Below are 24,589 nucleotides of genomic sequence, written 5' to 3'. Positions count from 1 at the left end.
CGCGTTTGCGGGCTTCCCTCCTGCTAACCGGCTGGGGCGGCGACGGTTCCGAGCGACTACAAAATCAGCCCGCCGTCGACGACGATGGTCTGGCCGATAATGTAGGACGACAGCGGCGAGGCCAGGAACAGCGCCGCGCCCGCCATGTCCTGCGGCGTGCCCAGACGCTTCAGCGGAATGCGCTGCAAGGCGCCCTCGAGACGCTGCGGATTGGCAGTCGTGACCTTGGTCATCTTGGTGTCGACGAGGCCCGGGGCGATGCCGTTGACGCGAATGCCGTCTGCCGCCCACGCCTCTGCCAACGTCCGTGTCAGTCCGACCGCGCCGGTCTTCGAGGCGTTGTAGGCCGGATTGCCCATCGTCGAATGATAGGCCGCGGTGGACGAGACGATGATCAGCGCGCCCTTGGCATCGCGCAGCAGGCTGTGAAACTTCGTCGCACAGGCCATCAGGCTGATCAGGTTGACCTCCATGACCTTGCGAAAGCCATCCATGGCGAACTCGCCGCGGCGGTAGAGCACGGCGCCCTGCGCGAGCACCAGCACGTCGAGCCGGTCGAAGCCGGGCGTGAACGCCTCGATGGCGGCGGCATTGCTGACGTCGAGTTGCTGATAGTGCAGGCCGTCGAGATCGGAACCTTCATCAACGGTGTAGTCGGCCGCGCTGGCGCGCGTGCCGCAGACCGCGACATTGGCTCCCTGCGCGCGAAATGCTTGTGCAATGCCGTTGCCGATGCCGCTGGAGCCGCCGATCACCAGCACCTGCCGCCCCGAGAAGTCGAGCGCGTTCATCTCCCCTGCCCTCTCCTTGTTGTTTGTCGACCTGTGTGGAGAGCGGCGCCGCTGCTGTCAACGGCGCGCCGCGTGGCGCTGTCCGCGCCCGTGCCGGAGATGCGACGCTACTTCGCAGGCGTCAGCCGCCTGAGGCGGCCCGGCGAGTTGTCCTCGATGATCCAGACCGCGCCGTCGGGCGCGACGGCGACATCGCGGATGCGTTCGCCCATGTCCCAGCGCTCGGCTTCGTCGGGCTGGCCGTCGGCGGTGAAGCGTACGCGCACCAGCGCATGCACCCGCAGGCCGCCGATCAGCGCGGAGCCCTTCCATTGCGGAAACATCCCGCCGTCGTAGAAGGCGAGGCCGGCTGGCGCGATCACCGGATCCCAATAGAGCGGCGGCGCCGCGAGATCCGGACGCGTCGCATGCCGCGGGATCGGCGTGCCGTTGTAATTATCGCCGTTCGACACCAGCGGCCAGCCATAGTTCTTTCCCGGCTCGATCAAATTGAGCTCGTCGCCGCCGCGCGGCCCCATCTCGTGCAGCCAGAGCCGGCCATCGGCTGCAAACGCCAGCCCGTAGGGATTGCGATGGCCCGTCGTCCAGGTCTGCGCCGCTACGCCCTTGTCCTCGGCCATCGGATTGTCCGCGGGTGTGTTGCCGTCGAGATCGAGCCGGAGCACCTTGCCGCGCGCCTGGTTTGGATCCTGTGCGCTGTTCGGCTGCATGCGGTCGCCGACGGTCAGGAACAAATGCGTTCCCTGCGGATCGAACGCGATGATGCCGCCGGGCTGACCGCCGCCGCCCGCCGGCGTCTGGCGCCAGATCACGCTCGGCTCGTTCAGCGTCGCGCGATCGTTCGCCAGAGACAAGACGGCACGCGTGAGCACCAGGCGGCTGCCTTCGGCGCTCGGCTCGGTGGAGGTGATGTAGACCTGGGACGTGGTCGCGAAGCTCGGCGAGACCGCGACGTCGAGCAGGCCGTTCTGTCCTCGCGCGGCAACGGCGGGCACGTTGCCGACCTCGGTCTTCTGACCGTTCTGAGTCACGACGTAGATCCGACCCGGCTTCTCCGTGATCAGCATCCGCCCGTCGGGCAGGAAGGCGATGGCCCACGGCGTATCGAATTCGGCGACGTTCTGCGCGGTGAAGGGCTGGACTGCGCTGGCCTTGCGGCCGCCGGCATTGATGCTGTCGGCCTGCGCGGCCGCTGCGGCAACGAGGCTTGCAGCCAACGCCGCCAAGGTCATGAATGTCCGGTGCAGCACCATGGTGACTCCCGTTTGTTGATCCTCATCGCAGTGCGTGAATGCGGACGCCCGCGATCGGTGCCTATCGAATGGGTCGGATTGGTGATACCCCGGTCGGGACCACAAGGTGCGCATATTTCCGTGAGCCGCAAAATGCAGGACCACAAGCAACTCAGCCGATCCGTGAGAGGATTGACCGTCCTGGTCACCGGCGCCGCATCGGGCATGGGCCGCGCGACCGCGCGCGTGTTCGCCGATGAGGGGGCGCAAGTCGCCGTCACCGACCTCGATGAAAGCGGCGCGCAGGCCGTGGCGAACGAGATCACTGGAGCCGGCGGTGTCGCGCGCGCGTGGCGGCTGGACCTCGCCGATCGCGAGGCGATCAGCAGCGTGGTCAACGCGGCCGCCGCGCATTTCGGCGGGCTCGACATCGTCGTCAACAATGCCGGCATCTCGGTGCGGGTGGCGATCGACGATGACGCCTATGACGACGCCTGGGCCAAGGGGCTCACGGTCATGCTGACGGCGCAGCAGCGCGTCATTCGCGCTGCGCTGCCGCATCTGCTGAGGTCGAGCAGCCCGCGCATCGTCAACATCGCCTCGACCGAGGCGCTCGGTGCGACCGCGCTGCACAGCGCCTATTCCGCCGCGAAGGCCGGCGTCACCGGCCTGACGCGTTCGCTCGCGGTCGAACTCGGGCGCCACGGCATCACCGTCAACTGCATCTGCCCAGGGCCGATCACGACAGCGATGACCGCGCGCATTCCCGACGAGCAGAAGGCGATCTATGCCAGACGGCGCACCGCGCTCGGACGCTACGGCGATCCGGCGGAGGTCGCGCATATGACCCTGAGCCTGTGCCTGCCGGCCGCTTCGTTCATCACCGGCGCCGTGATCCCGGTCGACGGCGGACTGATGGCCCGCAACGCGTGACGGCATGACAGACGTGCGCGCGGGCGATGCGCGCTCGCGTTGACTTCATGCCCGTCCGGCGTAGCCTCTGGTCAGCGCGGACTCACAGATCCGCCGTGAGAGGACCAGCAAGGAGGACGCCATGGCCATCGCCATCCGGCAGTTGCATCCCCAATTCGTCGGCGAAGTCTCGGGCGTCGATCTGCGCAAGCCGCTGACGCCGGACGAGCTCGCGCAACTGCAGGCCGCGATCGATCATTATGCGGTGCTGGTGTTGCACGATCAGGACATCACCGACGAGCAGCAGCTCGCCTTCGCGCTCAACTTCGGCGACCGCGAGAAGGCGCGTGGCGGCACCGTCACGAAGAAGGAGGATTACCGCCTCACCACTGGACTCAACGACGTTTCCAATCTCGGCAAGGACGGCAAGCCGCTGCCATCAGACCATCGCACGCATCTGTTCAATCTTGGCAACTGCCTGTGGCACTCCGACAGTTCGTTCCGCCCGATCCCGGCGAAGTACTCGATCCTGTCGGCGCGAATCGTGAACCCGAAGGGCGGCAACACCGAGTTCGCCGACATGCGCGCCGCCTATGATGCGCTCGACCCGGAAACAAAAGCCGAGATCGAGGATATGGTCTGCGAACATTCGCTGATGTATTCGCGCGGCTCGCTCGGCTTCCTCGACTACACCGATGACGAGAAGGAGATATTCAAGCCGGTGCGGCAACGACTGGTCCGGACGCATCCCGCGCATGGGCGGAAGTCGTTGTATCTGTCGTCGCATGCCGGCGCCGTCGTCGGCATGAGCGTGCCGGAGGGACGGCTGCTGCTGCGCGATCTCACCGAACACGCCACGCAGCGGGAGTTCGTCTACGTCCACCGGTGGGCGCTGCACGATCTGATCATGTGGGACAACCGCCAGACCCTGCACCGCGTGCGCCGCTACGATCAGTCGCAGCCCCGCGACATGCGCCGCGCCACGGTCGCCGGCACCGAGCCGACGGTGGCCCAGCAGGCCGCGGAGTAGCAGCTGAGACGATAAGCGATCCTGGCAGTTAGTTACTCGGTCATGCCCGGGCTTGTCCCGGGCATCCACGCCACTCTCAGCGTGCCGAACGACGTGGATGGCCGGGACAAGCCCGGCCATGACGACGTGGAGAGAAATATCCGCAAAACTCCGAGCGGCAAATGCGATTGCCTCTCCAACAACGAGGAGAGGCATCCACGCGAACTACGCGTGTCCCGCCGCGTTCGACAGCATGCCCGGGTCGATGCCGATCTTGCGCAAAGCGAGATCGTATTTGTCGCTGACATTGTCGCCGAAAATCAGGTCCGCATCGGCGTCGCAGTGCAGCCAGCCATTGTCCTGGATCTCTTCCTCGAGCTGACCGGCGCGCCAACCGGCATAGCCGAGCGCGAGGATGGCATGCTTCGGGCCGTTGCCCTTGGCGATCGCCTTGAGGATGTCGATGGTCGTCGTAAGACACACGCCGTCGTTGATCTTCAAGGTCGCGTTGGCGATGAAGTAGTCGCTCGAATGCAGCACGAAGCCACGGCCGGTGTCGACCGGACCGCCACTCAGCACCTTCATCGTCTCGGCGCTGTCCGGAAGATGGATCTGGTCGCCCTTCTCGATGATGTTCAGCTGCATCAGCAGTTGCGGGAAATCGATGCTGCCGGCCGGCCGGTTCACCATGATACCCATGGCGCCCTCGGCGGAGTGCGCGCAGAGATAGATCACCGAGCGCTCGAATCGAGAGTCGCCCATGACGGGCATTGCGACCAGCAATTGGCCGTCGAGATAACCGCCGTGAGAGGCCTGGTCCCCGATCCCGGTCACTTTGCGGCGAATGTCGCCGAGCCGTTTTGCTTCAGGATTCATCCGCGAGGACTCTCATGATGGTTGATATCCTGATATTGGGATGCGCATCTGTCAATCAAGGTTCAGGCCTCCGCGCCGGAATCCGCTCACAAGCAATTCAATGGTTTGCACCCGAACCAAACCTTAAAGACGTCTCATGTCCGCCTTGGTTCCTCGTCTCTCCGCCACGCTGCTCGCCGCGTCCTTTCTGATCTCCTGCCCGCCCGGCGCGCGGGCTCAGGATAGTTCGCCGTGGCAGCGCGACGGCCACTCCGCCGTCCGTCTGCTTGCGGGGTCGCGCAGCGGTCCGGTGATGCTGGGCGGCATCGCCTTTCAGCTGCAGCCGGGCTGGAAGACCTATTGGCGCTCGCCGGGCGACTCCGGTGTGCCGCCACGGTTCGACTTTTCCAAGTCCGACAACGTCGAAGCCGTGACGGTCCTGTGGCCGGCGCCGACAAAGTTTGACGACGGCGCGGGCGGCCACTCGCTCGGCTATCACGATGCCGTCGTGCTGCCGCTGCGCATCGTCGCCAAGAGCGCCGACAAGCCGATGACGTTGCGCGCCGAGATCAGCTACGCGGTGTGCGAGAAGATCTGCATTCCGGTCGACGCCAAGGCCGAGCTCGCCTTCACCAGCGTCGCGAGCACCGAGGATTCGGCGCTGTCGGCCGCGCTCGACACCGTGCCGAAGCCGGCCAATGTCGGCGATCCGAATGCCTTGACGATCCGTGACGTCAAGCGCGACGGCAAGAAGGACGTCATCGTCGACGTCGCAGCGCCGGGCACCCGCGGGATCAACCTCTATGTCGAGGGGCCGACGCCGGACTGGGCGCTGCCGATTCCGACCCTGCGCGACAGCGGTATCCCGGGCATCATGCGCTTCGCCTTCGAGCTCGACGGCGTTCCGCCGGGCGTGAAGCCCGACGGGGCGGCGCTCAAATTCACGCTCGTTGCGCCCGACAAGGCCTACGAATTCAACGTGAACCTGCCCTGACGCGCGTCGCGCCCCGCCATCCGGTCTGCCAGCCGGTCTGATCCAACCCATTCTTAACGGTGGGTTGATAGGACAGAGGCATCGCCGCCCACCGCGCGGCCGTGGAGCTTGACCCGAGCCGTGGCTCTCATCGACGCCCGCAACGCCCCCGCACCCACAGGCCTCGCAGCGCGGCTGATGGCGCGCCTGCGCGCGCTCGCCGGCAGCGGCGAGGCGTCGCTGACGCAGCGGCTGGCGGCCCTGATCTTCGTCATCCGCGTGCTCAGCGCCGGCCTCGCCTATTTCTCCCAGATCGTGCTCGCGCGCTGGATGGGCGGTTCGGATTACGGCGTCTATGTCTACGTCTGGACCTGGGTGCTGCTGCTCGGCAGCATGCTCGATTTCGGCATCGCCTCGTCGGCGCAGAAGATCATCCCGGATTATCGCACGGCGGGCCAGCACGCGCTGCTCCGCGGCTTCCTGTCCGGCGGCCGCTGGCTGACGCTGGCGACCTCCACCATCGCCGCGCTGCTGCTCGCCGGACTGATCGCGCTGCTGTCGCCGTGGATCGATCCGAGCGAGCGCATGCCGCTCTACATCGGCTGTCTCACGCTGCCGGCCTTCGTGGTCGCCAACACCCAGGACGGCATCGCGCGATCGCACGACTGGATGGCGCTGGGGCTGATGCCGCAATTCATCATCCGCCAGGGCCTGATCATCGGCTTCACCGCCGGCGCCTTCGTGCTCGGCCTGCAGCTCGGCGCCACCGCGGCGATGGCCGCCAGCGCCGCCGCCGTCTGGGTCGCGATGCTCGGCCAGATGCTGGTGCTCAACCGCCGGCTCGACCGCCACGTCCCGGCCGGACCGAAGCAGTACGATGTCAGTGGCTGGCTCGCGGTGTCGCTGCCGATCCTCTTGGTCGAGAGCTTCTATCTGCTGTTGTCCTACACCGACGTGCTGGTGCTGCAGCAGTTCCGTTCGTCCGAGGAGGTCGGCATCTACTTCGCGGTGGTGAAGACGCTCGCGCTGGTATCGTTCATCCACTACGCGATGTCGGCGACCACAGCGCATCGCTTTGCCGAATATCACGCGCTCGGCGACAAGGCGCGGCTGTCGGCCTATGTCGCGCACGCGATCAAATGGACGTTCTGGCCGTCGCTCGCAGCGACCCTGGTGCTGCTCGCGCTCGGCAAGCCGCTGCTGTGGCTGTTCGGCGCGCAGTTCACGGCCGGCTACGACATCATGTTCCTCGCCGCGATCGGCCTCGTGGTGCGCGCGGCGATCGGGCCGGTCGAGCGGCTCCTGAACATGCTGGGCCAGCAGCGCGCCTGCGCCATGGCCTACGCGGCGGCGTTCGTCATGAACCTCGTATTGTGCATCCTGCTGGTGCCGCATTTCGGCGGTCATGGCGCCGCAGCCGCGACCTCGCTCTCGCTCGCCTTCGAGACGGTATTGTTGTTCCGCATCGTCAAGCAGCGGCTGGGACTGCACGTTCTTGCCTTCGGCAAGGCATCCTGAGGAACCGGTCTCGACGCATCTGTTGCGTCATCTTGTCAGCCGCTTGACGGAACTGAGAGCGCAGCTCTCAGCGCGCAGCGATCACGCAAGTGTTGGGTGCAACGCCTTGATATTGGCGCGATCCTCCCAGCACATGGTTTCCGACCGCGCGTTGGGGGAGATCGAGATGCCGAGACTGGGGCTCGCAGTGGTGCTCGCTGCACCGTTGTTGTTGGCCGGCTGCATGGAGGCGACGTTGTCGCCGACCACGGATGCCGCGCTGACCCCGCGCGACCGTCAGTTGCTGTCGCGTGCGCCCTATGCTGAGGCGCAGATCCCCGAGCAGTTCCAGCGCCACATAGTCGAGTACACGCGGCAGGAACAGCCGGGCACGATCGTCGTCGATACCGACGCGCGCTTCCTCTACTACGTGCTCCCGGATCGCAAGGCCGTCCGCTACGGCGTCGCCGTCGGCGAGGAGGCGCAGGCCTTTCACGGCATCGCGACGGTCGGCAAGATGGCGGAGTGGCCGGACTGGGTTCCGACCGCGGAGATCCAGGCCCGCCTCGGACCGTATCCGAAGCGCGTTGCCGGCGGCCCGGCCAATCCGCTCGGCGCCCGCGCGATCTATCTGTACGACGGCAACCGCGACTCGCTGTACCGCATTCACGGCACCAACCAGCCGGAATACATCGGCCAAGCGATATCGTCCGGCTGCATCCGCATGACCAACCAGGATGTCGCCGACCTCTATGGCCGCGTTCAGCTCGGGTCGACCGTGGTCGTGCTGCCGCCCGGCCAGAGCGTCGCAGCGACCAACACCAGCATCTTCGCCCGCCGGAGCTGATCGCCGCGACGGCTGAACGTGCCCCCGCTCAGGGCGCGGCGGCGACGCTCAGAAATTCAGGCGGCACCAGATCGGTCAGCCAGACGCCGTTGTCAGCAAGGTAGAATCGCAGGCCCGCGCGATGCATCGCGGCGGCATCGACACGCAGGACGATGGGCTTGCCGTGGCGCTGACCGACACTCACGGCTGTCGTCTCGTCCGAAGACAGATGCACCTGCTGGCGTGACTGCGGCTTCAAGCCCTCGGCCATGATGGCCGCGACGAACCGGGTCGCCGTGCCGTGAAACAGCACGGCAGGCGGTTCACGCGGAGTCAGGCCAAGCTCCACACTTACGGAATGTCCCTGCGCCGCCCGGATGCGCGTTCCATCCTCCGAGAGGGTGAAGCGCTTCTTGTCGCTGGTCGCGACGACATGCTCCAGATCGGCCCGGCTGAGCGTCGTTCCCGCCGCGGCCGCGCGGGCGATGAGGTCATCGATGGCGGTCCAGCCCTGGGCGTCGAGCGTGAGGCCGATCGTCTCGGGCTGATGCCGCAGCACGAGGCTGAGGAATTTGCTCAACCGGACTGGATCTCGGGCCATCGTCCGCTCCTAGCCATAGCGCAGCTTCAGGCCGAGGATCGCGGCCACCAGCGCCAGCGTGATGACGTTGGCGAGAACCAGCGGCAGGTCGCCGATCAGTGCGCCGTACAGCAGCCACATCGCATTGCCGGTGGTCAGCAGCACGAACATGCCGGTCGAGATGTCGCCGGTCGAGCGCGACCGCCAGGCCTTGATGACCTGCGGCAGGAACGAGCACGTGGTGCAGATGGCGGCGCCGAGGCCGATGAGGGTGACGAGCAAGATGAGGTCCGTAGGAGTGCGTCCGAAAGAAGCCCGCTTGTAGAACGATGCGCGCCGAAGCGAAACCCGCTCCCGTGCGGAATTGATTGTCCGGCCTTCGGGCGCACGATAGCGCCCCACCCACGGTCATTCCCCGCCCAGGCGGGGAATCCAGTACGCCGCGGCGTCGCGGTCGATCACAGGTGCCGGTGGATACTTGATCGCCCGGCTTGAGCCGGGCGATCACCACGGAAGGATCAAGCAGCCGTCCAGCCGCCGTCGATCGACAGGTTGGTGCCGGTGATCTGCGCCGCCTCGTCGCTGCACAGGAACAGCGCCAGCGCCGCGACCTGGTCGACGGTGACGAACTCCTTGGTCGGCTGGGCCGCCAGCAGCACGTCGTTGATGACCTGCTCCTTGGTGAGGTTGCGCGCTTTCATCGTGTCCGGGATCTGCTTCTCGACCAGCGGCGTCCACACGTAGCCCGGAGAAATGCAGTTGCAGGTGATTTTGAAGGTGGCGAGCTCGAGCGCGACGGTCTTGGTGAGGCCGGCAATGCCGTGCTTGGCCGACACATAGGCCGACTTGAACGGCGAGGCGACCAGCGAGTGAGCCGACGCCGTGTTGATGATGCGGCCCCAGCCGCGCTTCTTCATGCCGGGCACCGCGGCATGGATGCCGTAGAACGCCGAGGAGAGGTTGATCGCGATGATCTGCTCCCACTTCTCCGGCGGAAATTCCTCGACCGGCGAGACGAACTGGATGCCGGCATTGTTGACGAGGATGTCGACGCTGCCGAACGTGCTCTCGCCGAGCGCGATCATGCCGGCGATCTCGGCCGGCTTGCTCATGTCGGCCGGCGAATGCACGGCCTTGACCTTGAACTCGCTCTCGATGCCGGCGCGCTCCTTCTCGATGTCGGCGGGCGCGCCGAAGCCGTTGAGCACGATGTTGGCGCCCGCGCTGGCGAAGCCGCGCGCAATCGCAAGCCCGATGCCGCTGGTCGAGCCGGTCACCACGGCGGTCTTGCCCTTTAAATTCGTCGTCATTGCTTCACTCCTTCTTGGCGGCAGCGAGAGTGCCGTCCTGCGTGAGATCGTAGGTCACCATGGTCTCGCCGGACTGCGGCCGCTCGAGCCAGTCCTTGTGGCGCATCGACTGATGCACGTCGCGCACGCCCGCCTCCCAATGCTCGACCATCGCGACATGGGAGAAGTCGTAGTCCTTCGACGAGCTCTCGTAGCTCTTGCTGCGATAGATCAGATGCACCACCGTGACGGTGTTCTCCTGCGCCGCCTTGCACAGAATCTCGAGCGAGGGATCGTTGCGCAGCTCGTCCGGCAGCCTGGCATAGAGCTCGCGCAGCGCCTTGCGGGTGTTGTGGATCATCCGGTTCTTGTCGGTGTTCATCCGCGTCCGGCTGGAATAGCGGATGTCCTTCTCGCGCTCGGCCGCCTCCAGCAAGGTGCGCGGCAGCTCGCCGCGGGCGGAGAACAGATCGACCTGGAAGATCAGGAGATCACGATCGGTCTCGGTGTCGAGCACGTAGTCGAGCGGCGTGTTCGAGGCGATGCCGCCATCCCAGTAATGCTCGCCGTCGATCTCGACCGGTGGAAAGCCCGGCGGCAGCGCGCCCGAGGCCATGATATGCTCGGGCGTGAGGCGCTTGCCCTGTTTCTTGAATTCGACATTGTCGAAATAGGTGAAGTTGCCGGTGGTCACGCCGACGGCGCCGACCGACAACCGGGTCTTGAGATCGTTGATGCGGTCGAAATCGACCAGCCGCTCCAGGGTGCGCTTGAGCGGCGCGGTGTCGTAATAGCTCACCGACTGCACCGTGCCGGCCGGCCACAGCGGCGCCGGCGGAAAGCGCGGGGTGAAGAAGCCGGGCACGCCGAAGGCGGCGATCAGTCCGGCGCTGACTTCGTTGAACGCCGAGCGATGATGGTCGCCGTTGAGCAGCGGCTTCCACGGCACCGGGGACGACACCATCTCCCAGAATTCCTTGAGCCGATCGATGCGCTTCTCCCGGTCATTGCCGGCGATGATCGCGGCATTGATGGCGCCGATCGAAATACCGGCAATCCATTCGGGCTCGAAATCGAAGTGGCACAGCGCCTGATAGGCACCGGCTTGGTAGGAGCCGAGCGCACCGCCGCCCTGCAGGACCAGGACTCGTTGCGAACAGGTGGGGGTTGCAGGCTGCGGGGGAAATGAATGGTGTGTCATTGCGCCGGTCATTAGCAAAACAAGCGCCAACGTGGCGTCACTTCGCGGTGACGTCAATCCACCCTGGAGCATGCAGGGGTATCGCATATGGAGATACGGAGCTGTCGCGACGAACGATCCTGCCCATTTGTTACTCCGTCATGCCCGGGCTTGTCCCGGGCATCCATGTCGTTCTCAGCGTGCCGGACGACGTGGATGGCCGGGACAAGCCCGGCCATGACGGCGCGGAGAGAGACCCGCGCAAAATTGCGATCATACCCCTGGGGTCCGGGCTGCGGCGCGCGCCTACGCGCGGCCTGCGCAAGCCCGCGGCAGGGCTGCCGGTCAGGACGGCTTCTTGCTGTCCGGCGTCGCCAGGATCATGGTCCAGAACACCTTGTACTTGGTATTCGGAGCATAGCTCGCCGCGATGCCTATTTTTGTGACACCGTTCTTGAGCATGTTGGCGCGATGCGGCGGCGAGTCGCGCCAGCCTGAAAAGGCTTCCGCCAGCGTGTGGTAGCCAGCGGACACGTTCTCGACTGCGACAGTCGCGTCGTAGCCGGCGCCGTTCAGGCGCTTGGCCAGCGGCGCGCGCACATCGTGATCGAGCTTGTTCTTGTCGGCCATCGCCTGCGACTGCGATTCCGCCAGCCGCATCAGTTCGGGATCGACCTCGACCATGCCGAGCCCGTTGTTCTGGCGGTACTGCGAAATCATCGTCGCCGCAGCGGCAGCATCGAGCCTGGCGCCCGCAACCGCCATGTCGGCATACATGGTCGGCGCCTGCACCACCGGCGTCTCGGCCGCGCAGCCGGCAAGCAGGAGTGCCATGGAGAAAGCGAGTGCCCGATGCTTCAATGAACCAGTCCCTATGCCGATGCGAGAGGCGGGTTGTTGCACATCAACCGTGGCTGAAAGGTGAATCGACGGTAAGTTCCATCGGCGCAATTTGAGCCGTTTCGGCCCTGTAACGGTTCGTCAACCATGGCAGCCGCGCGGTCAAGTCTGTTGGTGCCAAGGACGGCGCCACCTTCGGTGTCGTCCCGGCCTCCGCGCCGGGACCCATACGCCGCGGCTGTCGTGTTGAATGCGATGCCGCTCCGGCGTGCCTCCAACAGGCTGCACGGAGTATGGATCCCGGATCTGCGCCCGCCAACGCTTCGCGTTGCCGGGCTTGTCCGGGACGACACCACCTTTTTGGCTCGCTGTCAGGGACTAATTATCCGTGATCAAAGCGTGAGCCCGCCCGCTCAGCCCGCAAAGATCCGATAGTGCCGCGGCTTCAGGCCGATGCGGTCGCCGATGCGGAGGTCGCGGTCGCGCGGGGCGTCGATCTCGATCGTCGAGCCTTCGGTCAGCGCGATCTCGGCGCGCTGCACCGGGCCGAAGCTGCGGACGTGGGTGACCGCGCCGTGCAGCGTGCCGCTGTCGGCCGGGCCGATCAGCATGTCATGGCGGCGCACGAACAAGGTCGAGGCGCCCGCGGCGGCCCCCTCGGCGGCCAAGTCCAGCGGCCGTCCATTAAGGTGAACCGCACCGCCGGTGATCTCCACCGGCAGCATGATCGACTCGCCGATGAAGCCGTGCACGAAGGCGGTCGCCGGACTGTCATAGACGTCGTTCGGCGAGCCGACCTGCTCGATGCGGCCCTTGTCCATGACGACGACGCGGTGCGCGACCTCGAGCGCCTCCTCCTGATCATGCGTGACGAAGATCGAGGTGACGTTGATCGAATGATGCAAGGTGCGCAGCCATTGCCGCAGCTCCTTGCGCACCTTGGCGTCGAGCGCGCCGAACGGCTCGTCGAGCAGCAGGATGCGCGGCTCGATGGCCAGCGCGCGCGCCAGCGCGATCCGCTGGCGCTGGCCGCCGGAGAGCTGGCTCGGATAGCGGTCGGCGAGCCAGTCGAGCTGCACGAGGTCGAGCAGCTCCTTCACGCGCGCCCGGATCTGCGCCTCGCTCTTGCGGATGCTGCGCGGCTGCACGCGCAGGCCGAAGGCGACGTTCTCGAACACGCTCATGTGCCGGAACAGCGCGTAGTGCTGGAATACGAAGCCGACATGACGCTCGCGCGCGCCGCGGTCGAGCGCGTTCTCGCCGTCGAACAGGATCTCGCCGGCGTCGGGCCATTCCAGCCCCGCGATGATCCGCAGCAGCGTCGTCTTGCCGGAGCCGGAGGGTCCGAGCAGCGCCAGCAGCTCGCCATTGGCGACCTTGAGGTCGACGCCGTCGAGCGCCTTGAAGGAGCCGAAGGTCTTGACGACGCCTCTTGCTTCAATGGTCATGAGGCAGGTCCCCGTCGATGTTGCGTTCGAGAATGGTCTTGGCGATCAGCGTGATCAACGCCAGCATCGCGAGCAGCGAGGCGATCGCGAACGAGGCCACCATCTGGTACTCGTTGTAAAGAATTTCGACCAGCAGCGGCATCGTGTTGGTCTCGCCGCGGATGTGGCCCGAGACCACCGAGACCGCGCCGAACTCGCCCATCGCACGCGCGTTGCAGAGCAGGACGCCGTACAGCACGCCCCATTTGATATTGGGAAGCGTGACGCGGAAGAAAGTCTGCAGGCCCGAGGCGCCGAGCGAGATCGCGGCCTCCTCCTCCTGCGTGCCCTGCTCCTGCATCAGCGGGATCAGCGCGCGCGCGACGAACGGGAAGGTCACGAAGATGGTAGCGAGCGCGATGCCCGGGAAGGCGAACAGGATCTGCAGATCGTGCTCCTGCAGCCAGGGCCCGAAGAAGCCCTGGGCGCCGAACAGCAGCACGAAGACGAGGCCGGAGATGACGGGGCTCACCGAGAACGGCAGATCGATCAGCGTGATCAGGACGGTCTTGCCGGGGAAGTCAAACTTCGTGATCGCCCAGGCGGCGACGAGGCCGAACACCAAATTACTGCCGACCGAGACCGCCGCGACGCCGAACGTGAGACGGATGGCGGACCACGCCTCGGGGTCGGCCAGGGCAGACAGATAAGCCACCACGCCCTTGCTGAAGGCCTCGACGAACACGACCACCAGCGGCAACACGACGAAGATCGACAGGAAGGCGACCGCCAGCGTGATAATGGCGATGCGGACGACCGTCGGCTCGGCGCGCGGATCACGCCGGGCGGCACTTTCGGCCAGGCTGCGCGCCGAGGCGTCAGGCGTCCGTTGCAGGGTCATCTCGATGCTCATGTCGCGGCCTCAGGTGGACGCCTGGGACTGAGCCCAGCGCTGCAGGCGATTCACCGCGAAGATGATCACGAATGCCACCACAAGCATCACCACTGCAATGGCCGTGGCGTCGGCATAGCGGAACTCGGACAGGCGGATCACGATCAGGAGGGGGGCAATCTCGGACACGTTGGGGAGGTTGCCAGCGATGAAAATGACGGAGCCGTACTCGCCGACGGCCCGGGCGAAGGCCAGCGCGAAGCCGGTCAGCAGCGCCGGGGTCAGGCTCGGGAGGATGACTTTGGTGACGATGTGCCAGCGGCTGGCACCGAGGCTGGCCGCCGCCTCCTCGATCTCCGGATCGAGGTCGATCAGCACCGGCTGCACGGTCCGGACGACGAACGGGATGCCGATGAAGATCATCGCGATGAAAATGCCGAGCGGCGTGAACGCCACCTTGATCCCCATCGCCGCCAGCGGCGCGCCGAGCCAGCCCTTCTGCGCGAACAGCGCGGTCAGCGCCACGCCGGCGACCGCAGTCGGCAGCGCGAACGGCACGTCGACGATGGCATCGAACAGCCGGCGGCCCGGAAAGCGGTAGCGCACCAGCGCCCAGACCACGATGGTGCCCATCACCAGGTTGACGAGCGCCGCCGCAAACGACAGCCCGAACGAGATCTTCAGCGCGCTCAGGGTACGCCGGCTCGTGACGATGTCCCAGAACTGCGCCAGGCTCAGGTCGGTCGAGCGGACGAACAGTCCAGCCAGGGGAATCAGCACGATCAGGGACAGCCAGGTCAGCGTCAGTCCCATGGTGAGACCGAAGCCCGGCAAGGTGCTGCGTCGGGGTGCAAGTACGCTCAAGAAGCCACCTGGCTCATTCCGATGTCCCTATCCGTGCCGGATCATCAGTTCTTGTAGATCTGATCGAAGATGCCGCCCTCGCCGAAGTGCTCCTTCTGGGCCTTGGTCCAGCCGCCGAACACGTCGTCGATCGTGAACAGGTCGACCTTGGCAAACGCGTCGGCGTAGGTCTTTGCCACGTCGGGATCGCGCGGACGATAGAAGTTGCGTGCGGCGATTTCCTGGCCTTCCTTCGTATACCAGTACTTCAGATAGGCTTCGGCAGCCGCCTGCGTGCCCTTCTTGGCCACGACCCGGTCGACGACGGCAACTGGCGGTTCGGCCAGGATCGACAGCGACGGCGAGATGATCTCGAACTTTTCCTTACCGAATTCTTTCAACGCCAGGTAGGCCTCGTTCTCCCAGGCCAGCAGCACGTCGCCGACACCGCGCTCGACGAAGGTGACAGTGGCGCCGCGGGCCCCGGTATCGAGCACGGGAACGTGCTTATAGAGGTCTGCGACGAACTGCTTGGCCTTGTCGGCCGAGCCGGTCTTCTTCAGCGCATAGCCCCAGGCGGCCAGATAGTTCCAGCGGGCGCCGCCGGACGTCTTCGGATTCGGGGTGATGATGTCGACGCCCGACTTGAGCAGATCGTCCCAGTCCTTGATGCCCTTGGGGTTGCCCTTGCGCACCAGGAACACGATCGTCGAGGTGTAGGGCGAGGCGTTCTGCGGCAAACGCTTCTGCCATTCCTTGTCGAGCAGGCCCCTGCCCGCGATGGCGTCGATGTCATAGGCCAGCGCCAGGGTCACGACGTCGGCCTGCAGGCCATCCATCACGCTGCGCGCCTGCGCGCCCGAGCCGCCGTGCGACTGCTTGATCTCGACCGACTTGCCGGTCTCCTTCTGATAGTTCGCGGCAAACGCCTTGTTGAACTCGACATAGAGCTCGCGCGTCGGATCGTAGGACACGTTGAGCAGGTTCACGTCGGCAGCATAGGCTGCTCCCGCCCAGGCCAGACCAGCGACAACAGCCAGAACACGCCGCATCATCCAAGCTCTCCATTTCCTAGGGCCTGCGATGTTGCAGGCGCGTCCTGCAGATCGCCGGATGTGCACGTCGGAGTCAACGAAACCGGATTTTCTTGTTTGCGGCCCGGCATAGGCATTTTGCTACAAGGCATTCGGCATCGAGAGAGCTGTTCTTTGCCGCGACACAATGTCGTCATCGCGGCTCGAAGCAGCCGACGGTGGCGGTCCCAACTACACCGCCGAGGTCGCCACCGTATGGATGCCGCATTCGGTCTTGCCACGGCCGCGCCAGCGTCCGGCGCGCTCGCCTTCGCCCGTATCCGAGCGGCTGGTGCAGGGCATGCAGCCGATCGAGCGGAAGCCGGAGGCGACCAGCGGATGCTGCGGCAAATTGGCCGAGCGATAAATCGCCGCGATGTCCTCGCGGGTGACGTTGGCGAACGGGTTGAATTTCACCCGCGCACCGTCCTGCTCGACGACGGGGATCGCCGCGCGCAAGCCACCCTGGAAACGCTTGCGGCCGTTGATCCAGGCCGCGAACGGCGCCAGCGCGCGCGCCAGCGGCTCGACTTTGCGGATACGGCAGCAGGCGTCGGGATCGGAGAACCAGAGCTCGTTGTCAGCATCCTCGCGCGCCAGCGCGGCCGGATCCGGCTTGATCGAGCGCACGTCCTGCAGGCCGAGGATCTCGATCAGCTGGTCGCGATAGGCCAGCGTCTCTGCGAACATGTGCCCGGTGTCGAGGAAGATCACCGGGATCGCCGGGTCGACATCGGCGGTCACTTTCAGGAGGGCTGCCGACTCCGAGCCGAACGACGACACCACCGCGAGCCGCTCGCGGCCAATCGCTTGCAGCGCCGCGGCGATGACCTCGTGGGGCGTCGCGTTGCGCAGCGCGGCGTCGAGCGCCGCAACCGGCGCCTCCGCAACCTCAGTCGATGCAGCCAACGTGCTCACAGCCCGGCACTCTCCGAATGGCGCAGCTGCAGCCGCTGATGCAGCGCCGAGATGCGGCCGTCGCCGGCCGGCTGGTAGAACACCGAATAGCGCTTCACCGTCTCGCCGAAGGCCTCGGCGTCGGCCTGCTTCTTGACGTCGAACGTATCGAACCCGGCGCGCAGCATGAACACGAACTGATCGCGCAGCACCTGCCCGGTGGCGCGCAGCTCGCCGCGGTAGCCGTAGCGCTCGCGCAGCAGGCGGGCCTGCGTATAGGCGCGGCCGTCGCGGAAGCTCGGGAACACCAGCGCAACAAGCGCGAGGCGGTCGAGATGAGGCACGAGATCGTCGACGTCACGGTTGTTCGGCCAGATCACGCCGAGCTTGCCACTGGCGCGGCCGAGCAGGGCCTGCGGATCGGCGAGAAAGCGCGTTTCCGACACGAGCACCGCGCCCTGCGCCGGCAGCTCGGCATCGTCGGTGACGCGGACGAACTCGTCCGCGATGATGTGTCCGCCCTTAACGAGTGGCATAAACCCGCTCCCTGAATGGTTCGACCCCGAGCCGCTTCACCGTATCGACGAACAGCTCCGTGGGGCTCGCGCGCAGCGCAAGATAGGCTTCGACGATGTCCTCGACGACATCGGCAACTTCGGCATAGGGCACCGCGGGGCCGATCAGGGTGCCGAGCGCGGCGCCCTCGTCGGCGCGGCCGCCGATGGTGATCTGGTAGAATTCCTCGTTGTTCTTCTCGACGCCGAGGATGCCGATATGGCCGACATGGTGATGGCCGCAGGCATTGATGCAGCCGGAGATGTTGATGTGCAGCCGGCCGATCAGGTTCGCCGTGTCGTGATTGGCGAAGCGGCGCGTGATCTCCTGCGCGATCGGAATCGAGCGCGCATTCGCCAGCGAGCAGTAGTCGAGGCCCGGGCACGCGATGATGTCGGAGACGAGATTGACGTTAGGGACGGCGAGACCGACGTCCTCGAGCGCCTTCCACACCGCCGGCAGATCGCGCTTGCGCACATGCGGCAGCGCCAGATTCTGCTCATGCCCGACGCGGATTTCGCCGAACGAGTATTTGTCGGCGATAGCAGCGAGCGCATCCATCTGGTCAGCGGTCGCATCGCCCGGCGGCTTGCCGATCGGCTTCAGCGACACCACGACGATCGCATAGCCCTGCGTCTTGTGGGCGAAGACCGAGTTCTTGCGCCAGGCCTCGAACTTCTGATCGGCCGCGGCCTGCCTCAGCTCGTCCGGCATGTGCGGCAGCGTCTCGTACGCCGGATAGAAGAAGCGCGAGCGGATGTCCTCGATAATCCCCTGGTCGAGCTTGAGCACGCCGTCGCGGATCTGCTGCCATTCTTCCTCGACTTCGGCGGCGAACTTCTCGATGCCGAGCTCGTGGACCAGGATCTTGATGCGCGCCTTGTAGATGTTGTCGCGGCGGCCGTACTGATTGTAGACACGTAGGATGGCCTCGACATAGCTCAGGATGTCGTGACCGTGGACGAACGGCTTGATGGTCTTGGCGATGAAGGGCGAGCGGCCCAGGCCGCCGCCGACCAGCACCTCGAAGCCGGTCTCGCCCTGCTCGTTCTTGAGGAGACGCAGGCCGATGTCGTGGATCTTGATCGCGGCGCGGTCGTGCTCGGAGGCCGTGATCGCGATCTTGAACTTGCGCGGCAGGAACGAGAATTCGGGATGCAGGGTGGTGAACTGGCGCAGCAGCTCGGCCCAGATGCGGGGATCCTCGACCTCGCCCGGCGCAACGCCGGCCCATTGGTCGGAGGTGACGTTGCGCATGTTGTTGCCGGAGGTCTGCATCGACTGGATGCCGACCTCGGCGAGGTCCGCCATCGCATCCGGCAGCTCGGCGAGCTTGATCCAGTTGAACTGGATGTTCTGCCGGGTCGTGAAGTGGCCGTAGCCGCGGTCGTAGCGGCGCGCGACATGCGCCAGCCGGCGCAGCTGCTCCGAGGACAGCGTGCCGTAGGGAATGGCGATGCGGTACATGTAGGCGTGCAGCTGCAGATAGACGCCGTTCTGCAGCCGCAGCATCTTGAACTCGTCCTCGGTGAGCTCACCCGAGAGGCGCCGCTTCACCTGGTCGCGGAACTCGGCGACGCGCTCGTTGACCAAGGTGCGGTCGATGTCGTCATAAGCGTACATGAGAGGGCCTTCAGGCTTGAGCCGGGAGCGCGATGGTGGCGCCCGTCAGCCGGATGTGTTCGCGCATGTTGCCCGGCTTGACCGCGCCGTCGGCGGCGACCTCGACCGGTGCGATGTAGGGACCGATGGCGCCGAGATCATCGGCGACGGCCTCGGTTAGCAGCGCCCGTGCCTCATCCGCGGTGCGGACGATCGCGGCATCCGTGAGCTCGTCCGACCAGCTGTTGCTGCCGGTGCGGTAGATGACGGCGCCATCCCAGGTCCGGTTCGCGGTGACGATCGAGGGACCGGTGATCTTGATCTTCTGTTGCAGCGGGGAGGTCATTCAGACGGGTTCCAGGAGTTGAGCAATCACGCCACTGAGATTCTGCTGACGCCACGGCGCGGAGTGCGCCACGACGTCACCGATGATGAGGATGGCCGGGCCGCCATCGATTTTCGCAACGAGGTCAGGCAACTGATCGAGCGTGCCGACCGCGGCCTGCGCATCCGGCCGTGTCACGCGTGCAAATACGCCGACCGGCGTCTGCGGCGAACGGCCGGCGGCGAGCAGACCTGCGCGCACCGCCGGTGCCGCGGTCATGCCCATGTAGACGACGACGGACATCTTGGTGTCGGTCAGGACGGACCAGTCGACCGCCTCGGCATCGCGCTCCTTGTGCGCGGTGAGGAAGGTGATGCGCAGCGCCTTGCTGCGGAAGGTCAGCGGCACCTCGAACTGCGCGGCGGCGCCGATGCCCGCGGTGATGCCGGGCACGATGGTGTAGGCCACGCCGGCCTTGCGCAGCGCATCGACCTCCTCGCCGCCACGGCCGAACACGAAGGCATCGCCGCCCTTCAGCCGGACAGCGCGCTTGCCTTCGCGCGCGGCATCGATCAGCAGCTTGTTCACGGCATCCTGGCCGATGCCGGGCTTGCCGACCCGGCGGCCGACCGGCACGCGCGAGGCATCGCGGCGGATGCGGTCGAGAATTTCCGGGGTCACCAGCTCGTCGTAGTACACGACGTCGGCGTCCTGCAGCGCGCGCAGGGCCTTGATGGTGAGAAGATCGGGATCGCCAGGGCCCGCACCGACCAAGGTCACATGACCTTCGCTGCGGCCGGCATGATCGGCGCCCGCATAGGCGGTGGGATCGGCGATGGCGTGCAGCGCCGCCTCGGCCTCCTGCTTGCGACCCGCCAGAACCAGCGCGCCGATCGGGCCGTCGACGATGCGCTCCCAGAAGCGCCGGCGCAGCGGCATCTCCGCAATACGTGGATTGATGGTCTTGCGGAAGTCGCCGATGAAGCTCGCGAGTTCGCCGATCCGCGCCGGCAGCAGCGCCTCGATGCGCTCGCGCACGCGCCGCGCCACCACCGGCGACGAGCCGCCGGTGCCGATCGCTACCACCACGTCGCCGCGGTCGACGATCGCCGGAAAGATGAAGCTGGAATGCGCGAGGTCGTCCATCACATTGACGGGCAGACCGACGCTGCGCGCCCGCGCCGACATCGCAACGCCGATGTCGCCCGCGCCCGCGCACAGCACGGCGATGACGCCAACTAGATCGGCGCTGAGCGGATCGCCCTCGGCGCGCTCGATCTGGCCGTGCTCATCCTTCAGGCCACCGAGATCGAAATCGCCATCAGTCGCGAACCAGCGGATATCAGCGCCGGCCGACAACAACACCCGAAGCTTGGCGCGAACGAGCTCACCCGCGCCGATCAGCAGCACGGGACCGGTCTTCAGATCGAGAAACACCGGCAGATATTGCATTGCGTCCGTCGACTTCGATTCTTCGGGGTTGACTGGAATTATTTTCTATATAAGTGTCACGTCGCGGACGTAAAGAGAAAAATATTCCTTGGCTTCGCCATAGAATTTTCTCCCAAGCAGGCGATGGCTGATAGCATGCACATTCTCACAAACGACGTTTCCAGAGACCGGTTGCCCTCATCCGAGATCGAGCAAGCATCATCCATGCCGCGCGTCCTGAATACAGCGCCGACGATGGACCATCTCGATCAGCTGGAGGCGCAGAGCATTTACATTCTCCGCGAGGCCTTTGCACGGCTGAAGAAGCTGGCGCTGCTGTGGTCGCTGGGAAAAGACTCGAATGTGATGATCTGGCTGGCGCGCAAGGCCTTCTTCGGCCGCGTGCCGTTCCCGGCGATGCATGTCGATACCGCCAAGAAGTTTCCCGAGATGTACGCCTTCCGCGACACCTACGCGAAGGAATGGGGTCTCGACCTGAAGATCGAGCCGTGCCCGCCGATCGACGCCGTCGATCCGACCCTGCCGCCCGCCGCCCGCTCGGCTGCGCGCAAGACCGAGGGCCTGAAGATGGCGCTCGCCAAGCACGGCTTCGACGGCCTGATCGCCGGCATCCGCCGCGACGAGGAGGCGACGCGTGCCAAGGAGCGCGTGTTCTCGCCGCGCGGCGCCGAGGGCAATTGGGACGTCCGCGACCAGCCGCCGGAATTCTGGGATCACTTCAACGCCTCGCCGCCGCAGGGCGCGCATTTGCGCATCCACCCGATCCTGCATTGGACCGAGGCCGACATCTGGGCCTACACCGCGCGCGAGAACATTCCGATCATCCCGCTGTATCTGTCCAGGAACGGCAAGCGCTATCGCTCGCTCGGCGATCAGGACATCACCTTCCCGGTCGCGTCCAACGCGTCCAACATTCCCGAGATTCTCGCCGAGCTCGAAAGCACCAAGGTGCCGGAGCGCGCGGGACGCGCGCTCGACCATGAGACCGAGGACGCGTTCGAGCGTCTGCGCGTCGCCGGCTATCTGTGAGAGGGCGAGCGATGAACATGAGAGTCCCCGCCGCCGCCCCCGCCACGCCGAACGGCACCACCCGCCCGCAGGTCCGCATCGTCATCGTCGGCCATGTCGACCACGGGAAGTCGACGCTGGTCGGCCGCCTGCTGCATGAGACCGGCAGCCTGCCCGAGGGCAAGCTCGAGATGCTGCAGGCCGTCTCGGCGCGCCGCGGCATGCCGTTCGAATGGTCGTTCCTGCTCGACGCGCTGCAGACCGAGCGCGACCAGGGCATCACCATCGACACCACGCAGATCCGCTTCCGCACCAATGCGCGCGAGGTCGTGCTGATCGACGCGCCGGGACACGCCGAGTTCCTGCGCAACATGATCACCGGCGCCTCGCAGGCCGACGGCGCGGTCTTGATCATCGACGCGCTCGAAGGCGTGCGCGACCAGACCCGCCGCCACGGCTATCTCCTGCATCTGCTCGGCGTGAAGCAGGTCGCGGTCGTCGTCAACAAGATGGACCGCGTCGATTTCAGCGAGGATCGCTTCGACGCGATCAAGTCGGAGATCTCAGCGCATCTCCAGGGCCTCGGAGTCAAGCCGGTCGCCGTCATTCCGATCTCGGCACGCGACGGCGACGGCGTGGCGCAGCTGACGTCGCGCATCGGCTGGTACGACGGCCCGACCGTGGTCGAGGCGCTCGACGGCCTGGAGCCCGCCAAGCCGCTGTCGAGCCTGCCGCTGCGGCTGCCGGTGCAGGCGATCTACAAGTTCGACGACCGCCGCATCGTCGCCGGCCGTGTCGAGGCCGGCGAGCTGCGCTCAGGCGACGAGATCGTGATCATGCCCTCGGGCAAGATCGCCAAGATCAAGACCGTCGAGGGCTGGCCGCAGACGCCGGTCACATCAGCACAAGGCGCCGGCCGCTCGGTCGGCATCACGCTCGACCGCGAGCTGTTCATCGAGCGCGGCGACGTCATCGCCCATGTCGGCCGCGAGCCGCAGGCGGCGCGCCGGCTGCACGCCCGCATCTTCTGGCTGCACGACCAGCCGCTCGCCAAGGGTGACAGCATCCTGGTGCGGCTCGGCACCCGCGAGGCGCGCGGCAGCGTGGTCGCGATCGAGAAGGCCGTCGATCCGGGCTCGCTGTCCAACGAAGAGAACGCATCGATCGCGCGCAACCATGTCGGCGAGATCGAGATCGCGCTAACCCAGCCGGTCGCCGTCGATCCCTACACCGAGAATGCCCGCACCGGCCGCCTCGTCATCGAGGTCCAGGGCCGCATCGCCGGCGGTGGTCTCGTGCTGTCGATCGCAGCCGGCAAGCGCGCTCAGCCTGTCGACATCATGCCGGTGGAATCCGCGCTGCAGCCGCAGGAGCGCGCCGACCGCTATCGCCACAAGGGCGCGGTGGTCTGGATGACCGGCCTGCCCGGCGCCGGCAAGTCGACCCTGGCGCGGGCCCTGGAGCGGCGGCTGTTCAGCCGCGGCGGCGCCCCCGTGCTGCTCGACGGCGACACCGTGCGCGCCGGCCTCAACAAGGATCTCGGCTTCACGCCGGAGGACCGCGCCGAGAACATCCGCCGCCTCGCCGAGGTCGCGACGCATCTCGCCCGCAACGGCCATATCGCGATCGTGGCGGCGGTGTCACCCGCGCGCGAGGACCGCGCCGCCGCGCGGCGTGTTGCCGGTGATCTGTTCCGGGAGATCTACGTCGCCACCGCCGCCGAGATCTGCGAGAGCCGCGACCCCAAGGGCCACTACGCCAAGGCCCGCGCGGGAAACCTGCAGAACTTCACCGGCATCGGCACCGACTACGAGCCGCCGCTCGATGCGGAGCTGATCATCGACACTGCCACCCGCGGCATCGCCGACGCCACCGACGAGCTCGAGGCGCTGCTGTCGCGGACCTCGGTGCTGTTCGACGACATCGCCGATCTCGGCGCGAATATCTGACGTCTGCCGCTTCAATGTGCAGCTCCGGCTTCGGAGCTCACTCCTCTCCATGAACACGCTGCTCATGGAGGATGTGCAGTTCCGGTGTCGGAGCTGGACTCTCTTCCGCTTCTCGATCTCTGGTCCTTTGATGATCTCGTTCGAGCCAAGCTGCTACCTCCGCACCGCTGCGCGATGCAGTGCCCTCGCCCCTTGTGGGAGAGGGCATCGCCGGCCGATCCGCAGGCTCGGTTGGGTGAGGGGTTCTCTCAGCGAGCGCAACTCGTTGAGACAGACCCCTCACCCGACCGAGATCGTTGCGCTGCCATGCATGCCCTCTCTCACCCTGGCGAAGCTTCGCTTCGCTTCGGGGGCGAGGGCGCAGTCACGGCCGGCCCGCCCGCGGCGAGGTCGATTAGTTTCCCGCTTCTCGATAAGGCTGCTTTCCATGAGCACGCTGCCAACGTGATCATGGTCAGTGTGCAGCGGCTGCTCCGCCGCTGAAGGATCATGGTGAGGAGCGCCACCTTCGGCGCATCTCGAACTATGAAGCACCATCAGCGCGGGCAGTCGCCGTGATGACGGTTGTTAGCTGTCCTGCCC

At 66.1% G+C, this 24,589-nt stretch carries 24 protein-coding genes; 7 read left to right on the top strand and 17 right to left on the bottom strand.

The genetic code is table 11. The annotated features are described in order from the left end of the window. Positions 1–56 precede the first annotated feature (56 nt). Together ACQR1I_RS02915 and ACQR1I_RS02910 are read right to left on the bottom strand one after the other, a co-directional pair. On the bottom strand, positions 57–791 hold the full coding sequence (locus ACQR1I_RS02915) for an SDR family NAD(P)-dependent oxidoreductase (protein ID WP_434865669.1): 735 nt from the start codon (positions 789–791) through the stop codon (positions 57–59). A gap of 107 nt (positions 792–898) precedes the next feature. Then, a complete protein-coding gene (locus tag ACQR1I_RS02910) occupies positions 899–2,044 on the bottom strand; it encodes a PQQ-dependent sugar dehydrogenase (protein WP_434865668.1) in 1,146 nt (381 codons plus the stop codon). A 132-nt stretch (positions 2,045–2,176) separates the two neighbouring features. On the opposite strand from ACQR1I_RS02910, the gene ACQR1I_RS02905 reads away from it, so the two are divergent. Then, complete coding sequence (locus tag ACQR1I_RS02905; RefSeq protein ID WP_434865667.1) at positions 2,177–2,956, top strand: SDR family NAD(P)-dependent oxidoreductase; 780 nt, start codon at positions 2,177–2,179, stop codon at positions 2,954–2,956. 121 nt (positions 2,957–3,077) lie between these two features. Beyond that, positions 3,078–3,965: a TauD/TfdA dioxygenase family protein gene (locus tag ACQR1I_RS02900; RefSeq protein WP_434865666.1), complete on the top strand. Its 888-nt coding sequence runs from the start codon at positions 3,078–3,080 to the stop codon at positions 3,963–3,965. A 204-nt stretch (positions 3,966–4,169) separates the two neighbouring features. On the opposite strand, the gene ACQR1I_RS02895 is transcribed toward ACQR1I_RS02900, so the two are convergent. Next, a complete protein-coding gene (locus tag ACQR1I_RS02895; protein WP_434865665.1) occupies positions 4,170–4,820 on the bottom strand; it encodes a YqgE/AlgH family protein in 651 nt (216 codons plus the stop codon). Between the two features lie 136 nt (positions 4,821–4,956). Between ACQR1I_RS02895 and ACQR1I_RS02890 the strand changes: the two genes are divergently transcribed. From ACQR1I_RS02890 to ACQR1I_RS02880, 3 genes are all read left to right on the top strand, one after another. Continuing rightward, entirely contained in the window at positions 4,957–5,793 is an 837-nt protein-coding gene (locus ACQR1I_RS02890) for a protein-disulfide reductase DsbD domain-containing protein (protein WP_434865664.1), read from the top strand. Between the two features lie 120 nt (positions 5,794–5,913). Continuing rightward, positions 5,914–7,290: a lipopolysaccharide biosynthesis protein gene (locus ACQR1I_RS02885; RefSeq protein ID WP_434865663.1), complete on the top strand. Its 1,377-nt coding sequence runs from the start codon at positions 5,914–5,916 to the stop codon at positions 7,288–7,290. A gap of 166 nt (positions 7,291–7,456) precedes the next feature. Beyond that, the gene (locus ACQR1I_RS02880; protein WP_434865662.1) at positions 7,457–8,116 is read left to right on the top strand and encodes a L,D-transpeptidase; all 660 of its coding nucleotides are present in this window, start codon (positions 7,457–7,459) and stop codon (positions 8,114–8,116) included. 28 nt (positions 8,117–8,144) lie between these two features. Here the strand turns inward: ACQR1I_RS02880 and ACQR1I_RS02875 are convergent, their stop codons facing one another. From ACQR1I_RS02875 to cysG, 14 genes are all read right to left on the bottom strand, one after another. Beyond that, the gene (locus ACQR1I_RS02875; protein ID WP_434865661.1) at positions 8,145–8,696 is read right to left on the bottom strand and encodes an RNA 2'-phosphotransferase; all 552 of its coding nucleotides are present in this window, start codon (positions 8,694–8,696) and stop codon (positions 8,145–8,147) included. Positions 8,697–8,705: 9 nt separating this feature from the next. Next, positions 8,706–8,957 carry a SemiSWEET transporter gene (locus ACQR1I_RS02870; protein WP_434865660.1) on the bottom strand — a complete coding sequence of 84 codons (252 nt, stop codon included), beginning with the start codon at positions 8,955–8,957 and terminating at the stop codon, positions 8,706–8,708. Positions 8,958–9,193: 236 nt separating this feature from the next. Next, positions 9,194–9,985 carry a 3-hydroxybutyrate dehydrogenase gene (locus ACQR1I_RS02865; protein ID WP_434865659.1) on the bottom strand — a complete coding sequence of 264 codons (792 nt, stop codon included), beginning with the start codon at positions 9,983–9,985 and terminating at the stop codon, positions 9,194–9,196. 4 nt (positions 9,986–9,989) lie between these two features. After that, entirely contained in the window at positions 9,990–11,165 is a 1,176-nt protein-coding gene (locus ACQR1I_RS02860) for a patatin-like phospholipase family protein (RefSeq protein ID WP_434865658.1), read from the bottom strand. Positions 11,166–11,489: 324 nt separating this feature from the next. After that, positions 11,490–12,005: a CAP domain-containing protein gene (locus tag ACQR1I_RS02855; RefSeq protein ID WP_434865657.1), complete on the bottom strand. Its 516-nt coding sequence runs from the start codon at positions 12,003–12,005 to the stop codon at positions 11,490–11,492. A 392-nt stretch (positions 12,006–12,397) separates the two neighbouring features. Then, complete coding sequence (locus ACQR1I_RS02850) at positions 12,398–13,432, bottom strand: sulfate/molybdate ABC transporter ATP-binding protein (RefSeq protein ID WP_434865656.1); 1,035 nt, start codon at positions 13,430–13,432, stop codon at positions 12,398–12,400. Beyond that, complete coding sequence (gene cysW / locus ACQR1I_RS02845) at positions 13,422–14,324, bottom strand: sulfate ABC transporter permease subunit CysW (protein ID WP_434865655.1); 903 nt, start codon at positions 14,322–14,324, stop codon at positions 13,422–13,424. The genes ACQR1I_RS02850 and cysW overlap by 11 nt, the downstream gene beginning before the upstream one ends. A 9-nt stretch (positions 14,325–14,333) precedes the next feature. Next, positions 14,334–15,167, bottom strand: a complete 834-nt coding sequence (cysT, locus tag ACQR1I_RS02840) for a sulfate ABC transporter permease subunit CysT (RefSeq protein WP_434865654.1) — start codon at positions 15,165–15,167, stop codon at positions 14,334–14,336. Positions 15,168–15,211: 44 nt separating this feature from the next. Next, positions 15,212–16,201, bottom strand: a complete 990-nt coding sequence (locus ACQR1I_RS02835; RefSeq protein ID WP_434865653.1) for a sulfate ABC transporter substrate-binding protein — start codon at positions 16,199–16,201, stop codon at positions 15,212–15,214. Positions 16,202–16,411: 210 nt separating this feature from the next. Next, complete coding sequence (locus ACQR1I_RS02830) at positions 16,412–17,137, bottom strand: phosphoadenylyl-sulfate reductase (RefSeq protein WP_434865652.1); 726 nt, start codon at positions 17,135–17,137, stop codon at positions 16,412–16,414. Continuing rightward, positions 17,134–17,652: a DUF934 domain-containing protein gene (locus ACQR1I_RS02825; protein WP_434865651.1), complete on the bottom strand. Its 519-nt coding sequence runs from the start codon at positions 17,650–17,652 to the stop codon at positions 17,134–17,136. Before ACQR1I_RS02825 ends, ACQR1I_RS02830 begins: the two co-directional genes overlap by 4 nt. Then, positions 17,639–19,294: a nitrite/sulfite reductase gene (locus ACQR1I_RS02820; protein WP_434865650.1), complete on the bottom strand. Its 1,656-nt coding sequence runs from the start codon at positions 19,292–19,294 to the stop codon at positions 17,639–17,641. Before ACQR1I_RS02820 ends, ACQR1I_RS02825 begins: the two co-directional genes overlap by 14 nt. A gap of 10 nt (positions 19,295–19,304) precedes the next feature. Beyond that, positions 19,305–19,619, bottom strand: a complete 315-nt coding sequence (locus ACQR1I_RS02815; RefSeq protein ID WP_434865649.1) for a DUF2849 domain-containing protein — start codon at positions 19,617–19,619, stop codon at positions 19,305–19,307. Further along, positions 19,620–21,050, bottom strand: coding sequence for a siroheme synthase CysG (gene cysG / locus ACQR1I_RS02810; RefSeq protein WP_434865648.1), 1,431 nt, complete (start codon positions 21,048–21,050; stop codon positions 19,620–19,622). A 234-nt stretch (positions 21,051–21,284) separates the two neighbouring features. Here cysG and cysD point away from each other — a divergent pair, with 234 nt between their 5' ends. Beyond that, positions 21,285–22,079 (top strand): sulfate adenylyltransferase subunit CysD, encoded by a 795-nt coding sequence (gene cysD / locus ACQR1I_RS02805; protein WP_434865905.1) that lies wholly within the window; start codon positions 21,285–21,287, stop codon positions 22,077–22,079. A gap of 11 nt (positions 22,080–22,090) precedes the next feature. Next, positions 22,091–24,007, top strand: a complete 1,917-nt coding sequence (gene cysC, locus ACQR1I_RS02800; protein ID WP_434865647.1) for an adenylyl-sulfate kinase — start codon at positions 22,091–22,093, stop codon at positions 24,005–24,007. Positions 24,008–24,589: the final 582 nt, after the last annotated feature.

Source organism: Bradyrhizobium sp. HKCCYLS2038, assembly GCF_051167655.1.
Classification (GTDB): Bacteria; Pseudomonadota; Alphaproteobacteria; order Rhizobiales; family Xanthobacteraceae; genus Bradyrhizobium.
This window is presented reverse-complemented; position numbering and strand designations above follow the sequence as displayed.